Here is a 20,381-nt window from a genome sequence, read left to right on the forward strand (position 1 = left end):
AAGAACATCATATGAGGCGTAGGCTGGAGGCGAGTTGGCACAAGACAACGAAGCCATGTGATCTAACGGCCACCGTAAATGATGCAGCAGTGCAGAGACAGTGCATGTTCTTATCTGGGGAGATCTGCTTAACTTGCGATCGTTTAACTCACTAGCTTGGCCGCTAGTTCAACAGGCCCGGCGCTTAAGCCTCATCAACTTAAGTGAGCAAACTCGATGAACAACGATAGCGCTAGTTGGGGCAACTCAATTGGTGATTAAGTAGAAGTCAGCAGACGGCATAGTAGCCCAACGCCCATCGTAATGGTTGGGACACGGTGAAGGCCTGAACCTGAAAATCAATGAGGAGCCTGTGCAGCTCATTGTCTCCGTATCCGACCGGACTGAGGAGTCATGGCGCAAAAACAGAAGCCATCATTGGAATGCAAAGGAGCTAATCGGCCGTTGTATTTTAACCGTTTTCAGGAAACGCCCTGTGCGGAGCCGCATGCAGGGTGTTGTGGGGGCTGGAGGTTAGATACCTCCGGCTACCCGATTATAGCTATACACCGTCAAATTGCCCCCATGCTAGCCACTTGGTAACGGCCTTGTTTTGATCATAAATGACTTTGATACCACCGCAAGACTGCATAAATGGGAACCCCCAATATGGCTTACATGACTGGTGATCTCTCACTATTTTATTTTGGTATGTGCTTTCACGAAACTCGACGCCAATGCACTTTTCAACAGCGCTCATACTTTTACCGATGGATACACATTTGCTACCGAGACTATTGTAACGACTCTCCAATTGTTCAGGGCTTACACAAGATGCAAGCAAAACAGTAATAGCGATAATCGCAAGTGCTGGCTTAATCATTCTTGGGCCTATAAGCGTCCTAATTGACGCGTTTGTTACGTGTTTACAGGGTGGGATATGCAAGTTTTTCATTATGATCATGAGCATCATCTTCCCAAACCAAGCGGATAACATGCTTGCTTTTAGTTCCCATGTGAACAGCCGCAATTAGCTCTACCGACTGGAATTTCTCAAGGCTTTCAAGAGGGAACTTTTCTTCGATATCTGAGCCTATGAGAACGTCATTTTCTTCTGGAAATTCGAGTCGAACATTTCTTGCAGTTGCACTTCCTTTGTTCCATATTTTAAGCCTATACTTACTGCTTCCAAGCTTAACAAAGGAAGCACCTAAATCTGCTTTTTTGTCACTTAGAGCTTCGCCTTCCTCTTTTTCAAGCAATAGATTATTAAGCTTTTCTTGGCTCTCAATTAGTGACTTTTGCTTTTCATTAAAGCTTGTAGTTCGCCATGTTGCATAAGCTGACATCGCAAGGGCGAAACCTGCGATAATATCGCCAGCATCAATTGTTATGGGCATTACTTAATCCTGATGTTTTTGCTGCCTTTGAATGCTTTCTTTAGAGATGCCTTCAACTCTTTTGCTAAGTCATCGGTCACTTGCTTACCTACTTCAGAAATATGCTCTTGAATATTCTCGCTGTTCTCTTGAAACAACTCATCCTTGGTTATTTCGCGGCCACAAGATGCGCACTTTGCAACTTCGATGGTTTCATCAACGCCGTGCTCATACTCATATGATGTGCATCCACAGGTAGGACATTGCAATCCAATACTTCTATTGTACTTTTCATCTTTCATAGAGTTACTCCATTCTCATACGACACGTAACGCCCGCTTAAGCGGACTAAAACTGCTGGCTAAACTTGTTGAGGAACGAAAACAAAGCCAGCTGTTTTTGTTCCGATTTGAAGCGCTTGTGTACGCCCAGCATGGTCATGAACTAATGAGGTGAAAGTCCTCTGTAGGAAGGTCACCGTTTAATAATATTCTGATTATTAAACGCTAACTACTAGCGAATGGCAAGGCGAAATCAGCGTAATTAGATTCAATAAAAAAACACGGTGTCATGTTAATGACTCCGTGTTTTTTATGGCATGTTTTTTATTTTTAAGCCGCGCGACTACTGTCTGATAGGGTGGGGTTTACCAAGGCATTATGCCATTTGATGATCCTTCTGACTCTGAGAGGAAGCAGCCCGTTGGACCGTTTTCAGGAAGCGTTGCGGCATAGGTTATAAATTTCGCGGCCTCAGCTGGGTCATGTATACCATGAAAACCATTAAAGGCCGTTTTGACAAAGCCTGGATCAACAACGTTAACCTTACACCTCGTTGATTTAAGTTTTGCTGCTAGTGCAACACAATAAGCATTAAGTGCTGTTTTAGATGGAAAGTAAGCTTCACTTTTGTAATGAGAAAACAACCAGTCTGGGTCGCTTTGATTCGTAAGTGATCCAAGCCCACTGCTAATATGGACGATACGTGGCGCATTAGACTGTTGTAACAAGGGAAGGAAAGCGCGTGTGACTCTTATCACGCCATAAACATTGGTTTCAAAGACGCGTTTAATTTCTTCAATAGAGACGCTTCCATCGGGGTTGAAGTTACCAAGAATACCTGCGTTATTGATGAGTGCATCTAGACTATTCGAGTGTTTTAGCACCTCTTTTACGGCTAAATCAATTGATGCCTGATCAGTAACGTCTAACAGTACACATGAGGCATTTTCAATCCCTTCTGCTTTTAGTATTTCAACGGCTAATGTTCCAGCATCTGGGTTACGGCATGCCAAGTAAACATAATATCCTTGATGAGCTAAATTCTTAGCTGTTGCCAAACCTATTCCCTGATTTGCGCCAGTGATTAAAACACTTTTCATTACGACACCTCTTGATACATTTGTGATAGAGGTAGTGTAGAAAAACGGGCTGACATGACACAGAGACAGATCATTGTACTAGCTAGACATATCTTTAAATTTCACTAAAAAGTCTGTAATCGATTGCCCTGTTTGCTTACGAAAAAAACGAGAAAGGTAGTTTTCATCGGCAAACCCTAGCCGCACAGCTAGCTCTTTTACTGATAGATTGGAGTAAATCAGTAGACGTTGAGCTTCTAAAACAATACGGCGATTAAGGTATTCTTTCGGTGATACTCCAGCCCATTCTTTTACCAGCTGATATAGGCTGGTATCACTAAGAGCAAGTGTCTTTGCTATTTCAGAAATGGTAAGTTGTTCTATGAACTTGTTTTCAATCAGGGTTTGGAAATGAAGGAATGATTGAACATGCCGTTTCTTGGGTTCATTTTCAACGTTAGAAAAATAAGCATGCTCTAATTCCTGTAATACCGAATTTAAATACGCCATTCTGATATTTAAGGGAGCTGATGTTAGGATAGCGGTGCGCAAGAGCATTAATGCATCGTTCATTCGCTGCCATGCCTGTGTTGACATAGCAACCTTTTGCTCATTCAGCGGATCCAACCAAAAGCGGCAAGGACTAGGTAATAGTCCATAGATTTCTTCATTGAAAATAACTTTGTAGTATTCTGCTTTGTTTTTACTACTTGGAGGAATGCGGATTTGCCTTGGTTTGATGAATAGAACTTGCCCAGCGGATACCGTGATATCTTTTAAATCCACGCAATAATGAACAAGGCTGTGATTGACGAACATCAGAAAATAGTTGGTGCTGGTATGGGGTTTTAAAAGTTTCTGAGTCATCTCTTCTGTCAATGGCGAGTCGAGATGAGACCACAGGCTAATGCCTGAACTTTCAAATGAAACGTGATCATATAAAGGTGTTGTCATCGTCACTCGAAATTGAAGATACCGTGTTTGAAAAGATGAAATGCTTTACATCCAGCTGGCATCATTCACTGACAGAAACTGGACACGTGACAGAAACTGGACACGCACGTTAAAAACTTAACCTCATCATACAAAATCCGCCCCCGAACAAAAGCGCATTTGTCTAAAATGCCCTCTTTCGCTCTTTTTAATACGCTAAAGTAATGAACTAAAAGTAGGTTTATTGGTTTTTAGGCCAGGGTGAGAGCATGAATGCTCACTTTTTACTCACTCCTTTAAAACCAGCCAGCAGCACCTTATCCAAATAGCTACAACTCATAGCTGCAATTTTCTGTTTGCGCCGGATGCTGGCTTTTCTTGTCGTTTCTGCACGCAGCATGTTTATAGCTATATGGCGCATACAAGCCATGATCTCTGCCGCGTTGCCACGGTAAATCTGGCAAGCATCTTCATTCATAGATGCATCCAAAACCCAGTGTAGACTGTTTTCTATGGCCCAGTGACCACGAACAGCAGCTGCAAAACGTTCCACACTGAGTTCTGCAGAACAAATATAATAGCGATAATCGAGTGATTCTTTACCTGCTTTATCAATGCGATAACCAATGGCAACCCCGATACTTTTTAAGCCTTTCCAGTCTGGAAACTGTTTGATAAGTTCACCTGCAGGAAGTACATGATATTCACGGACTTCAACACGTCCATGGCCCTGTTCGATAGTGACATCATTCCGTAAGCTCGTAGCTTTTACGCTTTCTAACAGTGCTTGTTGAACAGATTTAGCCAGTGTCTCTTGGTTACCTTTAACTGCAAGCAGATAATCACCACCGTTATCGACGATGGTTGAAGCGATATTTTTCTGGCATGCAATGGCATCAATAGATACCAAACAACCTTTGATATCCAGTAGCTTAATGAGCTCCGGGATAGCCGTGATTTCGTTCGACTTAGCATCTGTTTTTCGCTGACCGATGACAACACCATTTTTAGTGGCGAATGCACTGACCATGTGAATGGTAGATTGCCGGGATTCACGATCATAGGAGCCACGCAAGACTTTGCCATCAATAGCGATCAGTTCGCCTTCGGAGCGAGCAGAGACTGCTTCCATCCAGCTGATGAAACACTGCTGAAACTCGCTAGAGTCAAGGCGCGAGACGATTCTAGCAATGGTATCGTGAACAGGTAAACCATCTTTGAATAAGCCCTTATCTTGGAACCAATCAAGGTGGATTTCTCCAAAATCTTCAATGTCTTCCCATCCCTCGGCACCGGCTATCGCTGCACAAATAGTCAGGAATAGAACATCAAATAATGGATAACTGATTTTCGCTGACTGACGTGGGTCTTTTAGGTCGCCGAAATGAAGAGAAAAGGCATCGATACTCATGGTGATACTCTCGAAAAAGAGAGTATAAGATCACAACTCGATCTGCAGGTCAAATAGGATGAGCTTGGTTAAATAATGTTCGCGATCTCACCCTGGTTTTTAGGCGAGTTTATTTCTTCCTAATGATTTAGTAGGAAATATTGAAAGGACTAGGATGATTTGAGGAGGTTAAGCGAGTCGTTGGTTGTAGCTGAATCTTGGCTTTCTATTGAGTTTATTTGAATTGCAATAATGGGCAATTGAATGTTCTGCACCAACAACGGCACCCGTTCTTTCTCCAAATTCTGTAGCGATACATGGCCAGTTTTCTGAAGATATATTGAGGCGTTGTAAAATTGGCAACAATGTAGTGTCTATTGCACCTCGCTTGTCTTCTCGGATGATTCTGCCTGTCATGTCAACAAGCTCAAGGTAATCTGATAAATGGAAAGGCAAACCATCAGGCATATTTTCTCTTGGGTTACCGACAAAAGGATAAAGCGGTTTAGGTTGTTTTTGGTGTCTTGCAGCAACCACACGTTTTTTCACACTGGTGAACTCTGAGGTTTCAAGTATTCGGCTTATTTTTGCTCTTAAGGGGTTGAGGTCAACATACGCCATATAAGCCGCTAATGCGGCTTCATCTAGTAAAGCTTGAGACTTAAAACGCCCTTCCCAGAATCGTCCTGTGCATTGATCTTCAAAGTTAGCTTATCTGGCAATGGGCTCATTTAACTCTTTCATGAACCAGCTAATGTCCATGAGACGATTTCTAAAGGTCTCGGCTGACGATTCCACTAACATTAGAGCGTATTCAGATAGGGACTTACCTCGTACATATTGCTGAGTAAACAAGGTGCCTTTATGGATCTTATGCCACCTTTGAATAACCTCCAACGTAGACCATTTTGCTATTTTCTCTGAGTTAATATGTAACACCACATGAAGGTGGTTACCATCACCGCATAAGCACAAATATCGATAGCGAAGACACTCGCTAGAAATAACAGTCTATTCTCAACCCAACCTCGACGATGCTCAAAACTTTCACCTGATATAGGATCTTCCCCGCACACAACAATGCAAACAAGACATCCATTTAAACATTTCAATTGCTGATAGGCATGGCTGCTTATGTAATTTTGTCCCACGAGTTAGAGTGGGTGTCTCAATAATGCCACGAAAAAATGTTTAGGATTCAAGCAACCCGCCGTCATTTTCAAAGAAATAATGGAGGCGGCTTGAGAATTAAGAATGTCGCAGTTCGGAGTTGAATTCGGGGCTGTTTAAAGTTAATCAGCCAACACGAGAATTTATGAAGCAAGATGTGGCTGCTTATATGAAGTATTACAACTTAGAGCGGTTTCATTCGGCCAATGGTGATTTATCACCAGTGGCGTTTGAAAATTCTCAACTAAAAGCGAGTTAGAGTGGGTGTCTCAATAATTTGGTTGGGATGGGTGTCTTGTTTGACGCTTATAATTTGGTTGGGGTGAGTGTCTTGTTTGACGCTCTCGGCCCCGCCGACACCAACACCGTTTTACTATAGAAAGGAGCATCGGGCTTGTTCAACACCCGAATAAGGGACCCTGTAAATAATTCTGTGTAACTGCTTTGGGTTACAAGTAATCAGTAAGTCGGTCTTCAAACATAATCATAAAGCGATTGAGAGCCTGTCGCCAGTTTCTTATTGGCATCGACCAGCGTTTCGATGCATCCATAATTGCAAGATAGACAACTTTCCTCGCTGATTCATCCGTGGGGAATAGCTTACGCTTCTTTGTCGCTTTGCGTATCACACTGTTCAAGGACTCTATCGCATTCGTCGTGTAAATGGCTTTACGAATGTCCTGAGGGTAGCTGAACAATGTATTTAAATTATCCCAATGCGCTGTCCAAGAGCGGCTTATCTGTGGGTATTTATCATCCCACTGGTCACCAAATTGTTCGAGGGCCAGAAGCGCTTCTTCCTCGGTATTCGACTGGTAAATACCTTTGAGATCTGCCGTTACAGCCTTGTAGTCTTTCCAAGGGACATACTTCATTGAATTGCGCACCATGTGGACGATACAGAGCTGTATTTGGGTTTTTGGGAATACGGCATTAATAGCATCTGGAAAGCCCTTCAAGCCATCAACACAAGCGATAAGAATGTCGTTGATACCTCGAGTCTGGAGTTCAGTGAGAACGCTGAGCCAGAACTTCGCACCTTCCGTTTCAGATATCCACATCCCTAAAAGTTCTTTCTGACCTTCGATATTTACGCCCAGAGCCAAGTAAATCGCCTTATTGACGAGCTGTTTGTTTTGGCGGATTTTCACCACGATGCAATCAAGGTAGACGATGGGATAGACTGCATCCAGTGGCCGTGATTGCCATTCAACAACCTGCTCTAGAACTGAGTCGGTAACTTTAGATATGAGGCTTGCAGAGACATCAGCATCGTACATTTCTTTGAACGTAGCGACGATTTCACGAGTTGTCATGCCTTTGGCGTAAAGGCTTAATATCTTGTCATCCATCGATTGAAATCGAGTTTGATGCTTACGAACAAGCTTCGGTTCAAACGAGGCATCTCGGTCTCGAGGTACATCCAGTTCAATCTCACCATCGTCGGTGATCAAGGTCTTGGATGAATAACCATTACGACTATTCTTATCGGGCTTTTCAGCGTGTTTCTGATAACCGAGGTGGTCATCAAGCTCAGCATTTAACGCTGTCTCAGCAGTCACCTTGGTTAACATTTTACGAAAGTCATCTAGATCTGAAGGGGTCTTGATTGACTTAGCGGCTTCACGAGCAAATGCTTCGAGAACTTTCTTATCCATGTTGCTTATCCTTAGCCTGTTCCAGGGCGGGATCGCACTTTGTTAACAGATATGATCTAATACCTCTAAACCCTAAGCTACATAGTTATTTTGAACATAATTGAACATTTATCAGTCGTCGAGGATACTCGATCTGACATCAATCAAAAGCATGACCTTATTGACGTGATTTTCCTTGTTATCAGTGCTATCGCATCAGGATGTGAAGGCTGGCAAGACATTGAATATTATGGAGAAGAGAAGTTGGGCTGGCTGAGGAAATATAGACCATTTGAACACGGGATCCCAAGACGACACACGATAGCACGCATTTTGCGTTCTGTTGTCGCGGAGTCTTTGCTTGAGGCATTAGCTCTGTGGATTAACGAGCAGCGAACGAGTCAAAACAGAGCCATCATCGCATTTGACGGAAAAGTACTGCGTGGCTCGTACCGAAATAACAAGAAAACAGCATTACAATTGGTTACAGCCTATGATACTGAACGTGGTCTCGTTCTGAGTCAGAAACCGACAGCGAACAAGAACGGCGAGATTAGCGTTGTGCGCCAAATGCTTGATGTTATTAACGTAAAAGGCAGTGTTGTCACCGTTGATGCTCTACATTGTCAGCGCGATACACTAGAGAAAATCGCAGAAAAGAAGGCTCATGTTGTCGTTCAAGTAAAAAACAACCAACCAAAGTTGAGAGCGGCTGTTGTTGAGCAGTTTCAAGCCGTCTTTGATGCTGGTAAAGAGAAGGTCGTCACTGAAATTAAAGAAAAACACCATGGTCGTAGCGAAGAGCGATACGTCTTTCAACTAAAGGCCAAGTTGCCCGAAGAGTTAGCAAAGAAATGGCCAACGGTAAGAAGCATCATAGCAGTGGAACGCCACCGCGTGATAAATGGGAAAGGCACTGTAGATACCTCGTATTACATAAGCTCAATGTCACCGAATCACAAATTGTTAGGCCACTATATTCGTCAGCATTGGCGAATTGAAAACAGCCAGCATTACGTATTAGATGTTGTTTTTAAAGAGGATAACTCTCGCATTACTTTAGACGGAGCGGTGGAAAACATAGCTCTATTTAGACGTTTTGTGATGAACATGCTCAAACAATGCGATTGTGGAGCGCCAAGTCACAAAGTGAAGTTGAAAAAAGCGGGATGGAGCGACGATTATCGGGCACGAGTCTTCTTTGGGTTATAAATCCATCAAAGTATGCTCCCGCCCTGTAGCCTGTTCAGGCCTAATTATAAGCAATTACACAATTTAATTTACAGGCTCGAATAAGGTGTCGGCTGCGCAATACCTATTCTTATTTGTTGTATTTTACCTTTAACCACTGGCCAAACGAACACGAACTAAAGCATTACGAGCAATCAAAATATGAAATGGAAGAATGGTCTTAAGGTAAATTTTACCGCCTATATTATTTGTACGCACCCATGTAGATAAAAACACCCTTCCATTTTGAGATATTACGGACACTCTAAAATTTAAATGTTTATCGTTAAAACCAGCAATCAATTCTTGATTATTTTCAACTTCAACAGGAAAGAACCCTATTTTATCTTTTGCTTCGGGACCATCGCTTGAAAGACCAAAGGGAGAAGTTACCAAATTTCTAATACTAACTAGAAAGCGAGCCCAAACAGGAAAATCCGTGATGATTTCCGCCGCATGACGAGGCGTCAAATCAGACTTTACGGAAAAACAGTCTATAAAATCCGTAGCTCTAATTCGTTTACTCAGAAGACTGCTCAATGGAAGTTCAGTTGCAATAACTTTATTCATCATGTCCATTCTTAATTTTAATGTAAAACGTCCCAATAGAGGGGGGGAATAGTTATACTTTACTTTTTTACTAACTCAAAAAACTGAGAGTGGTTTTGGTTGCCTTTAAAGCGAATAAACCACATGCGCCCAATTGCGCAGGTGCCAATTTAACCACCGAAAACACCGCCGCCGATTGATACCAGATTGATACCAAAACTGCTAAGGAATCGGGTCGAATGCTGCTGTTTGTTATAGCTCAGCGATATGTGACAAAGTTTCTGGGTGACTCTGAACCAGCTTTAGAAGGGTAACAGCTTGGCCGTTTGGAGCACTACGTCCTTGCTCCCAGTTTTCCAATGTTCGAGATGATGTATGCAGCAAACGAGCGAAAACACCACGTGACATATTAAACTGCTCACGAATACTCACAATTTCATCAGGTGAGATATTTAGATCGCTAATATCGTTAACTTGATGGGTTTTAAGGGTAAGCTTGCCCTCTGAGTGCTCTTTCGCTTCAACAAGAGCGGAACTTAATTCTGCAAATAGGTCACGATTGCTCATTGCGCCACGCCTCCATAAAAGACTTTAACTGTTTCTTTTGTTCTGCGGTCAAGTCTGACATTTCATTTTTGCCATAGATAGTTAGCAAGTAGAAACGCCGCTTATCATCGAGGAAGTAATAGATCACACGTGAGCCTCCACGCTTACCTTTGCCTTTACTTGCAACTCGAATCTTTCGCAAACCAACTGTACCTTGAATCACATCCCCCTGCTTAGGGTTGGACATTAACTCAGCTTGAAAGAGTCTGAACTCTTCATCACTGAGGTATTCATTTCGGTACTTTTCAAAGATGGTTGATTCGACAAATACGCTTTTCATACAGCAAGTGTACGCAACTAGCGTAGAGACGGCAAACTCTACGTATAACTCCCCAAACAAACCACTATTGACAATTTAGCCTACAAAGGCGTTTCGTTAGTTGGGATGGGTGTCTTGTTTGACTGACTGCGAATTAAGGTGTCGGCTGCGTGACACCTATTCTTATCTGTTAGTTACAACTTGTTATTTTCCAGTTCAGATATCCTGTCTTTTAGCTTGTCTAACCTTCTTGAGTAAAGGAAAAAACCAATTTGAGAGAATATTATTGCAACATAGAATAGATTATCTTTGTGTTCAGCGGAAGAATCATTCCAAAGCCAAATCGCAAAAACAGTGACAGCTACATATGAAAGAACATTATAAATCATTAGTGTAACTCCGAAGTTAATAGCACACTACGATTCGCAAGTTCTCTATTCACTTTTTTAAGTTCTGACTTGTTAAAAGCAACAGCACCCCAAATCACTAACATAGCTAAGCCACTACGACCAAACTTTCCTTTTGCAAGGGACTTCTCATATAGATCTTTAATACCCAAACTGGATGCACCAATCCCAACATAACTAACGAATGTATCTAAAAACTCATGAAAGCTCTTGTCATTCTGTAGCTCTTTATTCGTCATGGACCACACTCCATACTGTGAATTCAAAAATGTCGCATCCAATGCCCCAGTGATAAGTTTCCCCATCAATGCTCGATTCGATACACTCCGAATAATTTTCATTGCATCGATTCGCTGTTTTTGACTTAGATGCCTATACAAAATCATAGAGCAAATTGCATCGGTTTCATTCTTTCCTCCTCCGACAAGTAACTCCGGTCGGAAACCGATAATTTTTGCAAGGGTTCTTAATTGCTCTCGCTCACTCGATGGTAAGTTGTAGGGCAGTTTACTGATTGAAATTACACTAGCCATTTATGCCTCCGTGCATATTTTTTGATATAAAACTTAAGGTCGCATATCTCTCCTACGATATACGACGTATATTTTTCGAATACTAACCCTGCTTTAAAGGGTAAATAGCACAGACTTCACGCCAAATTGCCACCTTTAGCACCAAAAACTAGACATAATGATCCCCTGGTGAAAGTGTCGACTTCCTGCGTTTATTGTGGGGTCGTCAAACTAGAGCCACACTGTTAAATGCAAGTCATAACAGAACAGGAGATCGACATGTCTAATCTAGCTCGTTTGTCATTGGACTAGACGTTCACAAAGAAACCACAGATGTCGCTTATTGTGTTGATAATTCAAGAGATGAGCCTGTATTCCATGCCACCATCCCCACCAACACTCGCTCTATCAACAAATCTATCAAAAATACAAGATCTTGGCTACTCATCTTTGTGTAGTTTATGAAGCAGGGACTAAAAACAAGACATCCACTTAACCGACTGAAAACAAGACAGCTACTTGAACATTTCAATAGCTGATGGTCATGGCTGTCTATGTGATTTTGTCCCACGAGTTAGAGTGGGTGTCTCAATAATTTGCTTCCAAACGCCAGAACCAGGGGGAATTAGGGTTTACCGCCGTACTGCATACCCATAGCCGCCAGCGTAACCTGCATCCCCACTTACATGTATTGGTGGCCGGTGGGCGCTATCACAGTGCGAAGCAGCAGTGGCATCACTGCAACAAGAAGTACTTGTTTAACGCCTTTGCGCTGGCCAAGGTATGGCGAGGGAGAATGCTAGATGCGCTCAGTCAACACCCAAACATCAAGTTGCCCCCGCATATCCCCACCAAATGGGTGGTCGATTGTCGCAACGTAGGTTTTGGGCTGCCCGCGCTACAGTACTTATCTCGCTACTTGTATCGCGGGATCTTATCCGATAACGATATCATCAGTACCAATAATGACCAAGTGAGTTTTAGGTATCTAGATAGCCAAAGCCACACCACCAAAATCCGCACCTTGCCTACCTTAAGGTTCTTAAGGCTTATCTTGGCGCATGTATTGCCCAAGGGATTACAGCGGGTGAGAGATTATGGTTTTTTACGAGGCAACGCCAAACACATATTGCGGCGCATTCAGTTACTCCTGCGAGTGCCGCAACGCGTGAACCTCGCCGCGCTCCAAACCGACAAGCACAGCGCGACCCGGCCATGCCCTTGCTGCCAACACCCTATGCACTGCACAGGCGTGAGTCGAACGAGCTAGCCGAAAGGCGAACAATATAAGGAGAATGGCAGGGCTTAACATGAGGATGAATACATACAAAAATTAACAGCTTAGCACCATGTATGACAGGTAAAGGCTTAACGCCATTCACCCAGTCTTAGCCAAACTCGCCTTGTAAAAAGTAACAAGGCCTTGGCCCCGCCAACATCAATACCGTTATTTACTATAGAAGGGAGCATCGGGCTTGTTCAACACCCGAATAAGGTGGCGGCTACGCGACACCTATTCTTATTTGTTATAACACTACTCTGACGGTTTCGCTTTCTCTCCAAGGTGCTGGGTAAACCTTAGTAAATAACCATCTAGATCTTGTATCAGAAACTCTCGTTCACCTGATAGCTTTTCACCAATGTCATACCATGTTTCTTTTAAATCACGAAAAAAACGTACGTTAGCTTTCTTCAGTCTTTCAACTAGCGGATCTAAATCTGAAAGCTCTATTTGAAAATTTACTCCACGTCCTAATGGAGTAACTAACTCACCAGTAATCCACCCTGAATCCGTGATTTGTTCGAGCATGATCTGAACCTGTTCTTGTTCAAGGTATACAAAATCAGGATTTTCTCGCTTAATACGTACAGAGAAGCCAAGCACATCGACGTAAAATGATAACGACGCTTCAAAATTACTCACTGATAATTCGGGAACCATCGGGTTCCAGTATTCTTCCATAATCTATCCTTGCTATATGCTGTAATACTGCTTGTGTTATAACGCCCTGTTAAGGTGTGAGCAACGCAATACTGAAGCTGCCGCATACCACCTTAAACACTAAAACCAACGCACAGTAAAAATGCCACGCGTTGCGAATCACTCTTAAACAGATTGTTGAACGAAGCCGCTCTGCGGCAGAGTGCATAGCACCTGATATCTCATACTCAATGTGACACGGCCAATCGGTCGTGATGAACCGGAGTATGCAGCATGAACCCTACCCAACAACATCGTTATCATGTTTTATATAAACAACACCTTACCAATTTAACCTTACAAGGGAAACGACCAGCCACCATTGATGCGTACTCGCGTGCGGTACGTCGGATTTCTGCCCACTTTGACCGCTCCCCCGATACCTTAAGCACCGCTGATTTAAAGGCCTATTTTGCTCAACTGATTCGCAGCCATTCTTGGAGCACCGTGAAGCTAGACCGCAATGGCTTGCAATTTTTTTATCGCTACACCCTCGAGAAACAATGGCAGTGGCTAAACATTGTGAAGCCTCCTCAAGTGAAGCGCTTACCCGATATCTTAAGCCCTGCGCAAGTCGGCTTAGTGATAAGCATGACGTCGCAACCGCGCTATCAAGTCTTCTTCTTGGTGTTGTATTCCATGGGGCTGCGATTGAGCGAGGGCTTACACTTAAGTATTCATGATATTGATAGTCAGGCCATGCAAATCCATGTGCGGGATGCTAAAGGCGGTAAAGACCGCTTCGTGCCCATGCCACATCGCACCCTTCAGGTTTTACGTCACCATTGGCAAAGCCATCGCCATGCTCGTCTGCTGTTTCCACGCCAAGGTAAACAGGTGGATGTGCCTATGGATAAAGGCGGCGTACAAAAAGCCTTGAAGCGGGTATTGCGCGATTGCGGTATTCATAAACCCATTAGCCCGCATTCGCTGCGCCATTGTTATGCCACCCATCTGCTTGAACAAGGCTTGGATTTACGCTCCTTGCAACACTTACTGGGACACGCCAGTTTAAATACCACTGCACGTTATACCCAGTTGACCCAAGTGAAGCAACTAGATGCCGTAAAGGCAGTGAATAAACTCACTGACTCTCTCACACTCATGTGGCCGTAACCATGAGCACCTTTATTGATTTACTTCACCAACATGAGGCCGAGCTTGCACCGCTTTTAAGGGCGGATGCTAAACGGGCAATGTATGCCATGCTGCGTTGTAAAACTGAGCAACAAGGTCACAGCCTTTGGCAGTGTGAACATTGCCCGCATCAAGACCAATTGACGCTGTCTTGCGGCCATAGGCATTGCCCGCAGTGCCAACACCATTGCACCACTGGCTGGTTAACTCGCCAACAACACAAGCTGCTACCCACGACTTACTTTATGGTGACCTTCACCCTGCCTCATGAGCTAAGGGCTTTAGCCCGCGTGCAGCCTAAAGCCTTATACCAAATCATGTTCAAGGTGGTATCAAGCCTGTTAAAGGACTTTGCCAAACGCCAGAACCAGGGGGAATTAGGGTTTACCGCCGTACTGCATACCCATAGCCGCCAGCGTAACCTGCATCCCCACTTACATGTATTGGTGGCCGGTGGGCGCTATCACCGTGCGAAGCAGCAGTGGCATCACTGCAACAAGAAGTACTTGTTTAACGCCTTTGCGCTGGCCAAGGTATGGCGAGGGAGAATGCTAGATGCGCTCAATCAACACCCAAACATCAAGTTGCCCCCGCATATCCCCACCAAATGGGTGGTCGATTGTCGCAACGTAGGTTTTGGGCTGCCCGCGCTACAGTACTTATCTCGCTACTTGTATCGCGGGATCTTATCCGATAACGACATCATCAGTACCAATAACGACCAAGTGAGTTTTAGGTATCTAGATAGCCAAAGCCACACCACCAAAATCCGCACCTTACCTACCTTAAGGTTCTTAAGGCTTATCTTGGCGCATGTATTGCCCAAGGGATTACAGCGGGTGAGAGATTATGGTTTTTTACGGGGCAACGCCAAACACATATTGCGGCGCATTCAGTTACTCCTGCGAGTGCCGCAACGCGTGAACCTCGCCGCGCTCCAAACCGACAACCACAGCGCGACCCGGCCATGCCCTTGCTGCCAGCACCCCATGCACTGCACAGGCGTGAGTCGAACGAGCTAGCCGAAAGGCGAACAGGATAAGGAGAATGGCAGGGCTTAACATGAGGATGAATACATACAAAAAATAACAGCTTAGCACCATGTATGACAGGTAAAGGCTTAACGCCATTCACCCAGTCTTAGCCAAACTCGCCTTGTAAAAAGTAACAAGGCCTTGGCCCCGCCAACATCAATACCGTTATTTACTATAGAAGGGAGCATCGGGCTTGTTCAACACCCGAATAAGGTGGCGGCTACGCGACACCTATTCTTATTTGTTAGTAGTTTGAAGCTACGCATCCCCAACCATCAAATTCAACCTTGTACAGTTCGGCTACACAGACCATAAAACCAGATACACAAGAGATTATATTTTGATTTACTGGCATTGTTATTTTCACATCAACATAGTGCAGTTCATCTTGAACTACATGCTCCGCTACTCCAAACTGAAAGTCATTGATAAACCCAGTAACGACATCTGCCTTATCAGAATCAAGGCACTTAAAGTGAAAATCAACTTCTCTGAATAATGAAAAGTTATCTCCTTCTGCATCAAGCCTTCTTAGCACATCAACATCGCTTTCTGCTGACTCGATGATTTTATTTACAATCGACATAACTACCTCTAACTACTAACGCTAAGTAGGCCGCACGTGCGGTCTATCCCATTCAATGAGCGCGCGGCCTATCACAAAAAACATGACCTTCATCACATTCGCTCATCAATTAGTGATTTGATATTAACCCATTGTCTACCATAGTTTTTTACTCGGCATCAATCAATCGTCGATCCATTTCTTTCATTGATTGCTTTGACAAATGACGCAAACGAAACCACAAATACTGTATGTATATGGCTCTTCACCGAATGTAGTGGAAACACTTTCAACAAACATTAATGAGCGAGATAATAAGTAAACGTTCATGAATACCTCGCGACCATGCAAGACACGACGCTTTATCAATCCATTCTTGGATTAACTCATCCTTGGGCTGTTTCATCTGTTGAACTCAATGAGTCAACCCAAACCATCACCGTACGCGTTGACTATGACCGAGCTTCATTAACGGCTTGCCCCTCTTGCGGTAAGGCTGTTCGTCGACACGATACTCGGCGGCGGGTTTGGCGACATTTAGATACCTGTCAGTTTGAAACACGTATTGAGGCTGAAGTCCCTCGAGCTGATTGCCCAGAGCATGGAGTGCAAACACTTCAAGTGCCTTGGGCGACAAGTAACAGTCGCTACACAGAGCTGTTTGAGGCTCGCGTTATAGAGATGCTTAAAGTCAGTTCCTTATACGCGGTGAGTAAAACCTATCGGCTTAGCTGGGGAGCCATCGACCGTATTATGGCACGAGCCGTTCAACGCGGTCTGACAGCCAGAACCACCATCAACTACCAAGACCTGTTGGTCGATGAAACGGCATTTAAGAAAGGCCATGACTATGTCACGGTATTATCCAATAGTGATGGTCAGGTGATATCGGTTGAAGACGGTCGAACAGGCATGAGCCTATCTGCTTGCTTTAAGGCATTGCCCCCTGAGTCAACAATGGTTACACGTTCCATATCGATGGACATGAGCAGAGCATATATAAACGCAGCATATGACTACTTCGGTGAGCGGGCTAAGCAAATGATAGCCATAGACCATTTTCATATCGCAAAGGTGCTCACTAAAGCGGTGAATGAAGTGAGAAAAAGCGAACTCATGGCGTTGCCCCAGCATTTAAAAAGAGAGTGCCACCAAACACGGTATGGATGGTTAAAACGAAACAGCCACCTACATGGGACATTGAGAGAAAGAGTGAATGCGCTGGCCAAAATGATGCAAAATACTGGCTTGAGCTGGATATTCAAAGAGCAAGCAAGAGCCATTTGGTATGGCGATGCAGCTAACGCCAAAGCGGCTTGGAATGATTGGTTGGCACTCATAAAGGTCAGTCAAATCAGGCCGATGATGACAGCAGCAGAAACCGTGAAAACGCACTTAAAGGGCATCATCAATGCGATGCGTTATAAGGTATCAAATGGCTTAGCGGAAGCGATAAATGGAAACATTCAGCGCCTAAAAATACGTTCGATGGGTTTTAGAAATAAAGAACGCTTTAAGCGAGCTATTTTATTTCACTTTGGAGGGCTTGATATGACTTTCCACCAAGAACGGTGAAGAGCCATGTATATACAGATAAAAAGTGCGCAACATGTCAAACACACCATTGCGGCTCCAGCAGCGATTTAGAAATACGATTTATCAGCACCATTACAGTATTCGCACCGAGCAAACCTATTGGCATTGGATAAAACGTTTTTGTATTTTTATCACAAGCAGCACCCAGCAAAGCTCGGAGCTGCTGATATTGAACGATTTCTAACTCATCTAACGGTCGATAGGCAAGTCGCTCCGGCGACTCAAACATCGCATTTAATGCCTTCATGTTTCTCTATAACAAAGTACTACGTATCGAAATGATTGGAATTCAGGCGAAACGCGCGAAAAAACGAGTCAACATTCCCGTAGTTTTTACTCGAGCTGAAGTGAGCCAAGTGATTGCGAATTTACCCGCGGATTATCAGATCATGGCTTCACTGCTTTACGGTTCGGGACTAAGACTCAGTGAATGCTTGAGATGACGGATTAAAGACTTAGATTTTGATCAACATACAATCACCGTACGGCAAGGCAAAGGAAATAAAGATCGCGTGACTTTGTTACCCCCTAACTTGATCCCAAAGCTTCGCGATAACATTCTCCTGAGCAAAAGTGTTTTTGCTCACGATATGAGTCTACATTATGCGGGAACAACGATGCCTTACGCGTTAGCCCGTAAGTATCCACATTCCCAACGCTCGTTTTCTTGGCCGTTTTTGTTGCCTTCATATCGACGCTAGAACGGGTTGAGCTCAAACGCCATCATATTCACCATAGTGTGCGCCAGAAAGCAGTCACCAAAGCCGTGCATAATGCCGGAATAAATAAGCCTGCAAGTTGCCATACCTTTGCCACCCATTTGTTAGAACAAGGGACTGATTTAAGAACTATACAAGAATTACTTGGCCATCAGGATGTAACAACGATTGAGATTTACACGCATGTTATCAGTCGTTATACCACGGGCGCCAAAAGCCCTTTTGCGTGCTTGGTTCAGCTGCAAAATAGATGACCGATTGAAAAAGCATCAAGCCGCTTATGCATTCTAGCTGGCGATTAAACTTGGCTCGTAAATCAAAAACAAAACCATTAGTTATAATCGGGAACGCTCATGCATGAGAGAGTCGTTCGTAAGAAGGCCTAACACGTTTTGGAGCACCAACGAGTCTGTACGCCCTAAGCCACTTCGGGACAAGAGCGACACAACTGATATCCACTGCCCCTCAACAAACTTCGGATTAAAAATCACTGCACATATACGGCAGCGCAATAACTGTCGATAACAAGGGTAAAGTCATCATCCTGTCACTGCTGGCGGCACTTCTTTAGGTATTTTAGGCTTGCGCTCTTGGCTTAAATAAACACCAAAGAAAATAACCCCTACCGCAACCCACTGAGTCGTTTCCAAACGTTCCCCAAGCAGCAACATCGAAAAAATCAATGACAAAGCTGGCAATAGATTGGCGTAGCCCGCAGCGGTTGAAGCCTTTACATGAGTCAAAGAATAATTATATAAGCCATACGCACCTAATGTGACCACCAGCCCTAAATACACAATGGTGCCAACCGATGCCAATGACACCTGCTCAGGCCACTCAGAAACAAATGCTAAGGGGAAGAAAAATATAGCGCCGCAAAAACTTTGTAGTGCCGTTAATAAAAAAGCCGAGTAACGTTTGGTGAGATGTTTAACCAACAACGTGTAACCAACGGCAGTACACATTGCCAAAAATTCAAGGAAATTCCCCAATATCGCATTAGGTGCTTGCAGGCTATTTTCGCCAGTTACCGACATCCATACCACACCAACAACGGCGATCATAAAACCAGTCCATTGTTTAAGGGTATTCCTTTCCCCTAAAAAAAAGAACGCCGTGACCGCAACCATTAACGGTAACATGGCCGTAATCATGCCCGCTTGCCCGGCGCTAGTATAAATCAGCGCTTGAGACTCAAACAAAAAGTACAAACATGGTTCAAAAAACGCCATCCCCATGAGAAACTTCCAATCACCCGCTTGATACTTAAAGTCTTGCCTTAACCAAGGCCAAACGACCAAAAATGCAGTCGTTCCAATACTCATTCGCAAAAACACCACGATCATTGGTGCCATTTCATTAACTGCAACTTTCAAGGCAATAAAAGAACTGCCCCACAACACCATCGCGAGTAACAATGCCAAATGCGCACGCAAGGTGGATGTTTCCATAGCAACTCCTATCTAAAATGAAAGTAACCAAAAAAATGCGGCAATCGCCTAGCTTATACCGTTCGCATTTGTGGCACATAGTAAGGGAACCTGATATGCCTAATACACAAGTAAAAGTGATGTCTCTATTCAAGCTTTTCTTGCCCGAATATTATTTCAGAGTGATAGAGACTAGGTTAACAAAGATAAATTTGAGGCATCTTGGAAAATGCCAGTCGGCGAGTATACATTTTTATTGCATAAAAATTCAACTGTATAATTCGAAGTAATGCGCTTACTCAGCCTCATCCTTGAAACGAAATCAGCAATGGCTCGGTGACGAGCTAGCCAAGCTTGCATTTGAGTCAAGCAATTGAATATTAAAATTATTGTCAAAAATCCATAAGCCTTGGTTAATTTACTCTTAGCATTCGCAAATCATTCGCATTTAAGCATCAAACACTTATAAAATAGCTGTGACTTGTGTCATGCTGTTTACGAATGAATT

20 protein-coding genes and 3 pseudogenes are annotated in these 20,381 nt (G+C 43.7%); 9 read left to right on the forward strand and 14 right to left on the reverse strand.

The window, feature by feature from the left end; all coding sequences use genetic code 11:
• Positions 1-905: 905 nt before the first annotated feature.
• From ACRRS0_RS13815 to ACRRS0_RS13840, 6 genes and pseudogenes are all read right to left on the reverse strand, one after another.
• Complete coding sequence (locus ACRRS0_RS13815; protein ID WP_432452601.1) at positions 906-1,379, reverse strand: hypothetical protein; 474 nt, start codon at positions 1,377-1,379, stop codon at positions 906-908.
• A complete protein-coding gene (locus ACRRS0_RS13820; RefSeq protein ID WP_432452600.1) occupies positions 1,379-1,660 on the reverse strand; it encodes an ECs_2282 family putative zinc-binding protein in 282 nt (93 codons plus the stop codon). Before ACRRS0_RS13820 ends, ACRRS0_RS13815 begins: the two co-directional genes overlap by 1 nt.
• A 344-nt stretch (positions 1,661-2,004) precedes the next feature.
• Positions 2,005-2,739, reverse strand: coding sequence for an SDR family oxidoreductase (locus tag ACRRS0_RS13825; protein WP_432452599.1), 735 nt, complete (start codon positions 2,737-2,739; stop codon positions 2,005-2,007).
• A gap of 78 nt (positions 2,740-2,817) precedes the next feature.
• On the reverse strand, positions 2,818-3,672 hold the full coding sequence (locus ACRRS0_RS13830) for a helix-turn-helix domain-containing protein (protein WP_432452598.1): 855 nt from the start codon (positions 3,670-3,672) through the stop codon (positions 2,818-2,820).
• 256 nt (positions 3,673-3,928) lie between these two features.
• On the reverse strand, positions 3,929-5,062 hold the full coding sequence (locus ACRRS0_RS13835; protein WP_432452597.1) for an ISAs1 family transposase: 1,134 nt from the start codon (positions 5,060-5,062) through the stop codon (positions 3,929-3,931).
• Between the two features lie 168 nt (positions 5,063-5,230).
• Positions 5,231-6,177: pseudogene (locus tag ACRRS0_RS13840) on the reverse strand (transposase).
• 146 nt (positions 6,178-6,323) lie between these two features.
• On the opposite strand from ACRRS0_RS13840, the pseudogene ACRRS0_RS13845 reads away from it, so the two are divergent.
• Positions 6,324-6,470 (forward strand): annotated as a pseudogene (locus tag ACRRS0_RS13845) (IS3 family transposase); the annotation flags it as partial.
• A gap of 190 nt (positions 6,471-6,660) precedes the next feature.
• Here the strand turns inward: ACRRS0_RS13845 and ACRRS0_RS13850 are convergent.
• A complete protein-coding gene (locus ACRRS0_RS13850; protein ID WP_432452596.1) occupies positions 6,661-7,869 on the reverse strand; it encodes an IS256 family transposase in 1,209 nt (402 codons plus the stop codon).
• A gap of 90 nt (positions 7,870-7,959) precedes the next feature.
• Here ACRRS0_RS13850 and ACRRS0_RS13855 point away from each other — a divergent pair, with 90 nt between their 5' ends.
• Positions 7,960-9,060, forward strand: coding sequence for an ISAs1 family transposase (locus tag ACRRS0_RS13855; protein ID WP_432452595.1), 1,101 nt, complete (start codon positions 7,960-7,962; stop codon positions 9,058-9,060).
• Between the two features lie 129 nt (positions 9,061-9,189).
• On the opposite strand, the gene ACRRS0_RS13860 is transcribed toward ACRRS0_RS13855, so the two are convergent.
• From ACRRS0_RS13860 to ACRRS0_RS13875, 4 genes are all read right to left on the reverse strand, one after another.
• Complete coding sequence (locus ACRRS0_RS13860; RefSeq protein WP_432452594.1) at positions 9,190-9,651, reverse strand: DUF2867 domain-containing protein; 462 nt, start codon at positions 9,649-9,651, stop codon at positions 9,190-9,192.
• Between the two features lie 228 nt (positions 9,652-9,879).
• Positions 9,880-10,194 (reverse strand): helix-turn-helix domain-containing protein, encoded by a 315-nt coding sequence (locus ACRRS0_RS13865; RefSeq protein WP_432452593.1) that lies wholly within the window; start codon positions 10,192-10,194, stop codon positions 9,880-9,882.
• Positions 10,181-10,513, reverse strand: a complete 333-nt coding sequence (locus ACRRS0_RS13870) for a type II toxin-antitoxin system RelE/ParE family toxin (RefSeq protein WP_432452592.1) — start codon at positions 10,511-10,513, stop codon at positions 10,181-10,183. The genes ACRRS0_RS13865 and ACRRS0_RS13870 overlap by 14 nt, the downstream gene beginning before the upstream one ends.
• A 367-nt stretch (positions 10,514-10,880) precedes the next feature.
• Positions 10,881-11,432 (reverse strand): hypothetical protein, encoded by a 552-nt coding sequence (locus ACRRS0_RS13875; protein ID WP_432452591.1) that lies wholly within the window; start codon positions 11,430-11,432, stop codon positions 10,881-10,883.
• A 580-nt stretch (positions 11,433-12,012) separates the two neighbouring features.
• On the opposite strand from ACRRS0_RS13875, the pseudogene ACRRS0_RS13880 reads away from it, so the two are divergent.
• Positions 12,013-12,681: pseudogene (locus tag ACRRS0_RS13880) on the forward strand (IS91 family transposase); the annotation flags it as partial.
• Between the two features lie 264 nt (positions 12,682-12,945).
• Here ACRRS0_RS13880 and ACRRS0_RS13885 read toward each other — a convergent pair.
• Positions 12,946-13,374, reverse strand: a complete 429-nt coding sequence (locus ACRRS0_RS13885) for a bleomycin resistance protein (RefSeq protein ID WP_114633520.1) — start codon at positions 13,372-13,374, stop codon at positions 12,946-12,948.
• Between the two features lie 252 nt (positions 13,375-13,626).
• Between ACRRS0_RS13885 and ACRRS0_RS13890 the strand changes: the two genes are divergently transcribed.
• Both ACRRS0_RS13890 and ACRRS0_RS13895 read left to right on the forward strand, forming a co-directional pair.
• Entirely contained in the window at positions 13,627-14,508 is an 882-nt protein-coding gene (locus tag ACRRS0_RS13890) for a site-specific integrase (RefSeq protein ID WP_432452429.1), read from the forward strand.
• 2 nt (positions 14,509-14,510) lie between these two features.
• Positions 14,511-15,551 carry an IS91 family transposase gene (locus ACRRS0_RS13895; protein ID WP_432452428.1) on the forward strand — a complete coding sequence of 347 codons (1,041 nt, stop codon included), beginning with the start codon at positions 14,511-14,513 and terminating at the stop codon, positions 15,549-15,551.
• Between the two features lie 256 nt (positions 15,552-15,807).
• Here ACRRS0_RS13895 and ACRRS0_RS13900 read toward each other — a convergent pair whose 3' ends face one another.
• The gene (locus ACRRS0_RS13900) at positions 15,808-16,149 is read right to left on the reverse strand and encodes a ribonuclease E inhibitor RraB (protein WP_176314041.1); all 342 of its coding nucleotides are present in this window, start codon (positions 16,147-16,149) and stop codon (positions 15,808-15,810) included.
• 324 nt (positions 16,150-16,473) lie between these two features.
• On the opposite strand from ACRRS0_RS13900, the gene ACRRS0_RS13905 reads away from it, so the two are divergent.
• The 4 genes from ACRRS0_RS13905 (at position 16,474) to ACRRS0_RS13920 (ending at position 18,697) form a co-directional block, all read left to right on the forward strand.
• On the forward strand, positions 16,474-17,703 hold the full coding sequence (locus ACRRS0_RS13905) for an ISL3 family transposase (protein ID WP_432452351.1): 1,230 nt from the start codon (positions 16,474-16,476) through the stop codon (positions 17,701-17,703).
• A 34-nt stretch (positions 17,704-17,737) separates the two neighbouring features.
• Complete coding sequence (locus ACRRS0_RS13910; RefSeq protein WP_432452590.1) at positions 17,738-17,908, forward strand: phage integrase N-terminal SAM-like domain-containing protein; 171 nt, start codon at positions 17,738-17,740, stop codon at positions 17,906-17,908.
• Positions 17,845-18,006, forward strand: coding sequence for a phage integrase N-terminal SAM-like domain-containing protein (locus ACRRS0_RS13915; RefSeq protein WP_439022901.1), 162 nt, complete (start codon positions 17,845-17,847; stop codon positions 18,004-18,006). The genes ACRRS0_RS13910 and ACRRS0_RS13915 overlap by 64 nt, the downstream gene beginning before the upstream one ends.
• Before the next feature lie 457 nt (positions 18,007-18,463).
• Entirely contained in the window at positions 18,464-18,697 is a 234-nt protein-coding gene (locus tag ACRRS0_RS13920; protein ID WP_432456171.1) for a tyrosine-type recombinase/integrase, read from the forward strand.
• A 285-nt stretch (positions 18,698-18,982) separates the two neighbouring features.
• Here the strand turns inward: ACRRS0_RS13920 and ACRRS0_RS13925 are convergent, their stop codons facing one another.
• Complete coding sequence (locus ACRRS0_RS13925; protein WP_432452589.1) at positions 18,983-19,894, reverse strand: DMT family transporter; 912 nt, start codon at positions 19,892-19,894, stop codon at positions 18,983-18,985.
• Positions 19,895-20,381 lie beyond the last annotated feature (487 nt).

The sequence above is a fragment of the Agarivorans sp. QJM3NY_29 genome (assembly GCF_050870835.2).
In the GTDB taxonomy this organism is placed as follows: Bacteria; Pseudomonadota; Gammaproteobacteria; order Enterobacterales; family Celerinatantimonadaceae; genus Agarivorans.

Coding starts and splice junctions, on each gene's coding strand:
- ACRRS0_RS13865 (WP_432452593.1), bottom strand. CDS start 10,194: ATGAGCAATCGTGACCTATTTGCAGAATTAAGTTCCGCTCTTGTTGAA.
- ACRRS0_RS13895 (WP_432452428.1), top strand. CDS start 14,511: ATGAGCACCTTTATTGATTTACTTCACCAACATGAGGCCGAGCTTGCA.
- ACRRS0_RS13850 (WP_432452596.1), bottom strand. CDS start 7,869: ATGGATAAGAAAGTTCTCGAAGCATTTGCTCGTGAAGCCGCTAAGTCA.
- ACRRS0_RS13875 (WP_432452591.1), bottom strand. CDS start 11,432: ATGGCTAGTGTAATTTCAATCAGTAAACTGCCCTACAACTTACCATCG.
- ACRRS0_RS13825 (WP_432452599.1), bottom strand. CDS start 2,739: ATGAAAAGTGTTTTAATCACTGGCGCAAATCAGGGAATAGGTTTGGCA.
- ACRRS0_RS13830 (WP_432452598.1), bottom strand. CDS start 3,672: ATGACAACACCTTTATATGATCACGTTTCATTTGAAAGTTCAGGCATT.
- ACRRS0_RS13900 (WP_176314041.1), bottom strand. CDS start 16,149: ATGTCGATTGTAAATAAAATCATCGAGTCAGCAGAAAGCGATGTTGAT.
- ACRRS0_RS13885 (WP_114633520.1), bottom strand. CDS start 13,374: ATGGAAGAATACTGGAACCCGATGGTTCCCGAATTATCAGTGAGTAAT.
- ACRRS0_RS13860 (WP_432452594.1), bottom strand. CDS start 9,651: ATGATGAATAAAGTTATTGCAACTGAACTTCCATTGAGCAGTCTTCTG.
- ACRRS0_RS13910 (WP_432452590.1), top strand. CDS start 17,738: ATGTCAAACACACCATTGCGGCTCCAGCAGCGATTTAGAAATACGATT.
- ACRRS0_RS13835 (WP_432452597.1), bottom strand. CDS start 5,062: ATGAGTATCGATGCCTTTTCTCTTCATTTCGGCGACCTAAAAGACCCA.
- ACRRS0_RS13925 (WP_432452589.1), bottom strand. CDS start 19,894: ATGGAAACATCCACCTTGCGTGCGCATTTGGCATTGTTACTCGCGATG.
- ACRRS0_RS13905 (WP_432452351.1), top strand. CDS start 16,474: ATGCAAGACACGACGCTTTATCAATCCATTCTTGGATTAACTCATCCT.
- ACRRS0_RS13820 (WP_432452600.1), bottom strand. CDS start 1,660: ATGAAAGATGAAAAGTACAATAGAAGTATTGGATTGCAATGTCCTACC.
- ACRRS0_RS13815 (WP_432452601.1), bottom strand. CDS start 1,379: ATGCCCATAACAATTGATGCTGGCGATATTATCGCAGGTTTCGCCCTT.
- ACRRS0_RS13870 (WP_432452592.1), bottom strand. CDS start 10,513: ATGAAAAGCGTATTTGTCGAATCAACCATCTTTGAAAAGTACCGAAAT.
- ACRRS0_RS13890 (WP_432452429.1), top strand. CDS start 13,627: ATGAACCCTACCCAACAACATCGTTATCATGTTTTATATAAACAACAC.